Origin of the sequence: Pseudomonas edaphica (assembly GCF_005863185.1) — a bacterium.
Lineage (GTDB): Bacteria > Pseudomonadota > Gammaproteobacteria > Pseudomonadales > Pseudomonadaceae > Aquipseudomonas > Aquipseudomonas edaphica.
The window spans coordinates 1-7,084 of sequence record NZ_VBVZ01000321.1; the positions used below are offsets into that span (position 1 = coordinate 1).

Genomic DNA, 7,084 nt, shown 5'->3' on the forward strand with positions numbered 1-7,084 from the left:
GTGGGAGCTGGCTTGCCTGCGATGGCATCAACTGGAGTGACCTGATACACCGAGGTGCCTGCATCGCAGGCAAGCCAGCTCCCACATTTGATCCTTGGAACAGCCTAAATCCGGCTAAAGGTGCCGGTGCCCTTGAGGATGTTCTGCAAGGTTTCTTCAACTTCAGCCAAATCCGACGCGGCGGTGGTGTGGTTGATCCGCAAGTGGTCCTTGCCGCCCAGTGCATCGGCATCACCCGCCGCCAGTTCAATCACCAGCGTGGTGTCACTCAAGGTCACTTTCAGCCCATCCAGGGTCGACGGTTCGTAATCCCAGGTCAGCTCAACCTCATCCTCGTCCGGGTAACGACTGAGCATGAACATTTCGCCATTATTGCCGTGGCAGCACAGCATGGCCATGTTGTCTTCTTCTTCGTCACAGGGTGTGGCGATCAGGTGGGGAGTGGTCAGTTGCATGGGCAGTCCTCTAAAAGCAGCGTACTTGAACGACGGGCGGCTAATTTTGCCATCGTACAAACGTTTACGCTGCTCTTAAGTGGATGGGACTGCCCCTGCCACCATGGGTATCGCACTTGCAGTGGGTTATTTCGCCAAAATAGTGGCCTTTAACACTGTTTTGATCGGCCCGGTGATGGGCTCTGAAGCCTTGCCAGCCCCCGCAGTCAGTATTGGCTTGAGCGCATTGAATACACCGAACGTAATCCTGTCATCGGCGTTTGCGCGGTCGTTGGCGTTGTCGTGAATGCCCACGCCCACTTCCAGCAATCCGGAGCCCACACTCAGCGCCGTCAGCAAGATGCCCACGGGGGGCAGTGCCAAGCCAATGGGGGTTGCAAGCAGAAGCGCTCCATCCAACCATTTTTTTGCCTTAAGAATTGTTTGCTTGTTGTGGTCTGTGTTCAGCACGAACTCCTGGTTGGTACTGGCTTTCATGCTTTTTTCTGTGCGCTCTTGAACCTCGCTGAAAGGGTCGCCCGTGATGTTTTTGCCATCAAATACGCCACCCTCTTCCCAAAAGCCTTGCCGTTCCAGGAAGTCCACAGCGCCTGGCTCTTTGATGTGCTGTCGAATCAGCTCCAATCGCGCATCGAAGCCTTTTTTAAATAATGAAGACGAAGCATCTTTTGGGGAGAAATGTTTTTTGAAAGCGGCGGCTTTATCTTCGTCAATCAATTGGGTAGCCAGCCATTTATTCATTGCTTGGGGCGAATCGAACGAGTGGATGGGGGACGAATTGCCTGGAATGTATAGAAGCGTTTTCTGAGTATTGACGTCTCTGGTATAGAAAATGTCAGTGGAGTGGAAGCCACTGAAACTCAGAAATTTGGTCTCCAGGCTTGCGTCTGGCGTGTGCGGTTTAACCAGTGTTTCCAGCCCTGCATCCAGATAAGTCTGGTTGGCGGGTACACCGACGAGGCTCATGGCGATCTTTCGGCCTTCCTCGTCCAGCGAGCGCTCATGATGTTGGGCGTGCGCTGCATTCAGGTAACTAATTTTGGCAAGTGCGGTATAGGACTCACGGGTTTCAGGCGACCACTTGAAGTTCAGGTACTGGTCGTAGGGTTTTTTATAGGCATGGTCCCAGACCATTTTTTTGAAGTCGGCCGGGGGGATCTGAACATGCTGGCCCGCACCGTAAGTAGTGGGTGCGTCGGGCGAGGGCTCAGTCACAATACCGTGATAATAAGTATTGAAATTGCCCACGAGTGGACGTGGGAAAGTGCCGTCCCAATTGGGCTTTTCCGTGTGGCAGGAATTAGGCTGTATGTCGAAGGGTTCGGTAGGTTGCCCTTTGGGAGCCTCTTGTTTTCCAGTCATCCCCTTGGGCCGTGGCGTGTGTTGAATATTCAGGCATGCCGCATCCGCCAGGGAGATTTTTTGTGTAATGACCGCCTTGTGAGGCGTGGTGTTTTTGTCATAAGCATAGGTGACCAGAAAGGTTTTTTCCGGATCGACGTCGATCCCCCACTTTTGTTTAATCTGGGCTGCTACATGTTCTGAGGTATGTTGAGTGGCGGACATGAAGGGTTTGTACTTGTCGGCTGCATACCTGTCGAGCGCGTTGTTTCTTTTTAATGGCTCGGAAAAATAAGAGGCTGGCCTGCTATCGTGTTGCACGGCAGGTTGTTCTGGCCGTACGGTCTGCTCGCCCCACTTCAACTCCGGGCGATCCCAGTTTAATTCAGGGAGGGGAGGCTTATTATGGGCTTGGCGCGGTGTTGGGTAAGTGGGAACGCCATTAGGTACATTCGTCGAGGCACTGATAGTACCCTGACTTACAGTTGCAGTTATGCTGGTCATACTAAACGCTCACATCAATTAATCAGTGGGCCGTCCGTGGTGTGTTTGCGCAATCGATGCTGTGTGCATCGAGTCAGTTCTAATTGGTCGAATGAGCTGTATTCACTCCATTCGAAATGCCTATGGCCTACACAGAAAAAAACTATCGTCTTACTCGCCCAGGTGCAGGGCGCTAGAGAATGTTCAGCGCTGCCTGCGCTTGACCGAATATGTCGCCGTACGGAAAGCAACCGTCTTCCTACACTCGTTAAGCTGCGCAGTGGATGCGCCACCGTCAGGCCGTTGACCTGCCCGTCGTACCGTTACCTGCCAAACGGCGCATCCGATGTGACCTGATCGCCTTGCGCAGCTTCACCCACCTGTCACCTCGATTCGTTATAAGGTTATTGACGAACAGAGCTGACGGTCTCCCCGCAAGGGGATAACACGCGACGCTTCCATCAATAACAAGCCCAAGCGGAGTACCACAGATGGCGTTCTTCACCGCAGCCAGCAAGTCCGACTTCCAGCATCAACTGCAAGCGGCACTGGCGCAGCACATCAGTGAACAGGCACTGCCACAAGTGGCGCTGTTCGCTGAGCAATTCTTCGGCATTATTTCCCTGGACGAACTGACCCAACGTCGCCTTTCCGACCTGGCCGGTTGCACCCTGTCTGCCTGGCGCCTGCTTGAGCGCTTTGATCACACCCAACCGCAAGTGCGGGTCTACAACCCCGATTACGAACGTCATGGCTGGCAGTCGACCCACACCGCGGTCGAAGTACTGCACCATGACCTGCCATTTCTGGTTGACTCGGTACGCACCGAGCTGAATCGCCGTGGCTACAGCATCCACACCCTGCAAACCACCGTGCTCAGCGTGCGTCGCGGCAAAAAAGGCGAGTTGCTGGAAATCCTGCCAAAAGGCACCCAGGGCGAAGGCATTCTGCAAGAATCGCTGATGTACCTGGAAATCGACCGTTGCGCCAATGCCGCCGAACTCAACGTGCTGAGCAAAGAGCTTGAGCAAGTGCTGGGCGAAGTGCGCGTGGCCGTGGCCGATTTCGAACCGATGAAAGCCAAGGTCCAGGACCTGCTGGCCGGTATCGACGCGAGCCAGTTCAGCATCGACGGCGAAGAAAAAGCCGAGATCAAGAGCTTCCTGGAATGGCTGGTGGGCAACCACTTCACCTTCCTTGGCTATGAAGAGTTTGTGGTACGTGACGAGGCGGACGGCGGTCATATCGAATATGACACCGGCTCCTTCCTCGGTCTGACCAAATTGCTGCGTGCCGGCCTCACCGCCGAAGACACGCGCATCGAAGACTACGCCGTGGCTTACCTGCGTGAACCGACCGTGCTGTCGTTCGCCAAGGCCGCGCACCCAAGCCGCGTGCACCGTCCGGCTTACCCGGACTATGTGTCGATCCGTGAGATCAGCGCCGACGGCAAGGTGATCAAGGAACACCGCTTCATGGGCCTCTACACCTCGTCGGTGTACGGCGAAAGCGTGCGAGTGATCCCTTACATCCGCCGTAAAGTCGCGGAAATCGAGCGCCGCTCGGGCTTCCAGGCCAAGGCACACCTGGGCAAAGAGCTGGCCCAGGTGGTTGAAGTCTTGCCGCGTGATGACCTGTTCCAGACCCCGGTCGACGAGCTGTTCAACACCGTGATGTCGATCGTGCAGATCCAGGAGCGCAACAAGATTCGCGTGTTCCTGCGCAAAGACCCGTACGGTCGTTTCTGCTACTGCCTGGCCTACGTGCCGCGCGACATCTATTCCACCGAAGTGCGCCAGAAGATCCAGCAAGTGCTGATGGATCGCCTGAAAGCCTCGGACTGCGAATTCTGGACCTTCTTCTCCGAGTCCGTCCTGGCCCGTGTGCAGTTGATTCTGCGGGTTGACCCGAAGAACCGCCTGGACATCGACCCGCTTCAACTGGAAAAAGAGGTGGTGCAGGCCTGCCGCAGCTGGCAGGACGACTACGCCAGCCTGGTGGTGGAAAGCTTCGGCGAAGCCCAGGGCACCAACGTGCTGGCGGATTTCCCGAAAGGCTTCCCGGCAGGTTACCGCGAGCGTTTTGCTGCGCATTCGGCTGTGGTCGATATGCAGCACCTCAACAGCCTGACCGAAGCCAACCCGTTGGTCATGAGCTTCTATCAGCCGCTGGGCCAGGTCTCCGGCCAGCGTGAGCTGCATTGCAAGCTCTACCACGCCGACACGCCACTGGCGCTGTCCGACGTGCTGCCGATCCTGGAAAACCTCGGCCTGCGCGTGCTGGGCGAGTTCCCGTACCGCCTGCGTCACGCCAATGGCCGTGAGTTCTGGATCCATGATTTTGCGTTCATTGCCGCCGAAGGCGTGAACCTGGATATCCAGCAGCTCAACGACACCCTGCAGGACGCGTTCGTGCACATCGTGCATGGCGATGCCGAAAACGATGCATTCAACCGTCTGGTACTTACCGCCGGCCTGCCTTGGCGCGACGTGGCGCTGCTGCGTGCTTACGCCCGTTACCTCAAGCAGATCCGCCTGGGCTTCGACCTGGGTTACATCGCCAGCACCCTGAACAACCACACCGACATCGCTCGTGAGTTGACCCGGTTGTTCAAGACCCGCTTCTACCTGGCGCGCAAGCTCACCGCCGATGACCTCGAAGACAAGCAGCAACGCCTGGAACAAGCGATTCTCACGGCCCTGGACGATGTTCAGGTGCTTAACGAAGACCGCATCCTGCGTCGCTACCTGGACCTGATCAAGGCTACCCTGCGCACCAACTTCTACCAGACCGACGCCAACGGCCAGAACAAGTCGTACTTCAGCTTCAAGTTCGACCCGCGTGCGATTCCTGAGCTGCCCAAGCCGGTGCCGAAGTTTGAAATCTTCGTGTACTCGCCGCGCGTTGAAGGCGTGCACCTGCGCTTTGGTAACGTTGCGCGCGGCGGCCTGCGCTGGTCCGACCGTGAAGAAGACTTCCGTACCGAAGTGCTCGGCCTGGTAAAAGCCCAGCAGGTCAAGAACTCGGTCATCGTGCCGGTGGGCGCGAAGGGCGGCTTCCTGCCGCGTCGCCTGCCATTGGGCGGCACCCGTGACGAGATCGCGGCCGAGGGCATCGCCTGCTACCGCATCTTCATTTCCGGCCTGTTGGACATTACCGACAACCTCAAGGACGGCGCCCTGGTGCCACCGGTCAACGTCGTGCGTCATGACGACGATGACCCGTACCTGGTCGTCGCGGCGGACAAGGGCACTGCGACCTTCTCCGACATCGCCAACGGCATTGCCATCGACTACGGCTTCTGGCTGGGCGATGCGTTCGCTTCCGGTGGTTCGGCAGGTTACGACCACAAGAAAATGGGCATCACCGCCAAGGGCGCGTGGGTCGGTGTACAGCGTCACTTCCGTGAGCGCGGCATCAACGTGCAGGAAGACAGCATCACCGTGGTGGGCGTCGGCGACATGGCCGGTGACGTGTTCGGTAACGGCTTGCTGATGTCCGACAAGCTGCAACTGGTCGCGGCCTTCAACCACCTGCATATCTTCATCGACCCGAACCCGAACCCGGCGACCAGCTTCGTCGAGCGCCAGCGCATGTTTGAGCTGCCGCGTTCGGCGTGGACCGACTACGACACCAGCATCATGTCCGAAGGCGGCGGGATCTTCTCGCGCAGTGCCAAAAGCATCGCTATTTCGCCACAGATGAAAGAACGCTTCGACATCCAGGCCGACAAGCTGACCCCGACCGAACTGCTCAACGCCTTGCTCAAGGCGCCGGTGGACCTGTTGTGGAACGGCGGTATCGGCACTTACGTCAAGGCCAGCACTGAAAGCCACGCCGACGTGGGCGACAAGGCCAACGACGCGTTGCGCGTCAATGGCAATGAGCTGCGCTGCAAAGTAGTGGGCGAGGGCGGTAACCTCGGCATGACCCAATTGGGCCGTGTGGAATTCGGCCTCAATGGCGGCGGCTCCAACACTGACTTCATCGACAACGCCGGTGGTGTGGACTGCTCCGACCACGAAGTGAACATCAAGATCCTGCTCAACGAAGTGGTGCAGGCCGGTGACATGACCGACAAGCAGCGAAACCAGCTGCTGGCGAGCATGACCGACGAAGTCGGCAACCTGGTGTTGGGCAACAACTACAAGCAGACCCAGGCGTTGTCCCTGGCCGCGCGCAAGGCTTACGAGCGTGCTGCCGAGTACAAGCGCCTGATGAGCGACCTGGAAGGCCGTGGCAAGCTGGACCGCGCCATCGAGTACCTGCCGACCGAAGAGCAGCTTGTGGAGCGTGCCTCCACCGGTAAGGGTTTGACCCGTCCTGAGCTGTCGGTGTTGATCTCCTACAGCAAGATCGACCTCAAGGAAGCCCTGCTCAAGTCGCTGGTGCCGGATGACGACTACCTGACCCGTGACATGGAGACCGCGTTCCCACCGAGCCTGGTGGCCAAGTTCGGCGAAGCCATGCGCCGTCACCGCCTCAAGCGCGAAATCGTCAGCACCCAGATCGCCAACGACCTGGTCAACCACATGGGCATTACCTTCGTTCAACGACTCAAAGAGTCGACCGGCATGAGCCCGGCGAACGTGGCCGGTGCTTACGTGATCGTGCGTGACATCTTCCACCTCCCGCACTGGTTCCGTCAGATCGAAGCCCTGGACCACCAGGTGTCCGCCGACGTGCAACTGGAGCTGATGGATGAGCTGATGCGCCTGGGCCGTCGTGCCACGCGCTGGTTCCTGCGCAGCCGTCGCAACGAGCAGGACGCTGGCCGCGACACCGCGCACTTCGGTCCGCACCTG

Annotated in this window: 3 protein-coding genes; 1 reads left to right on the forward strand and 2 read right to left on the reverse strand. The window is 58.0% G+C overall.

Annotation, left to right across the window (positions count from 1 at the left end; all coding sequences use genetic code 11):
• Positions 1-104 precede the first annotated feature (104 nt).
• Complete coding sequence (locus FEM54_RS20010) at positions 105-455, reverse strand: hypothetical protein (RefSeq protein WP_017136648.1); 351 nt, start codon at positions 453-455, stop codon at positions 105-107.
• Between the two features lie 126 nt (positions 456-581).
• The gene (locus tag FEM54_RS20015) at positions 582-2,300 is read right to left on the reverse strand and encodes a dermonecrotic toxin domain-containing protein (RefSeq protein WP_138452630.1); all 1,719 of its coding nucleotides are present in this window, start codon (positions 2,298-2,300) and stop codon (positions 582-584) included.
• A gap of 470 nt (positions 2,301-2,770) precedes the next feature.
• On the opposite strand from FEM54_RS20015, the gene FEM54_RS20020 reads away from it, so the two are divergent.
• A partial coding sequence (locus FEM54_RS20020; RefSeq protein ID WP_138452632.1) for an NAD-glutamate dehydrogenase occupies positions 2,771-7,084 on the forward strand: 4,314 nt, incomplete at its 3' end.

Bases quoted from the DNA above. Each gene is read 5' to 3' on its own strand.
- FEM54_RS20010 (WP_017136648.1), bottom strand. From the start codon at position 455: ATGCAACTGACCACTCCCCACCTGATCGCCACACCCTGTGACGAAGAA.
- FEM54_RS20015 (WP_138452630.1), bottom strand. From the start codon at position 2,300: ATGACCAGCATAACTGCAACTGTAAGTCAGGGTACTATCAGTGCCTCG.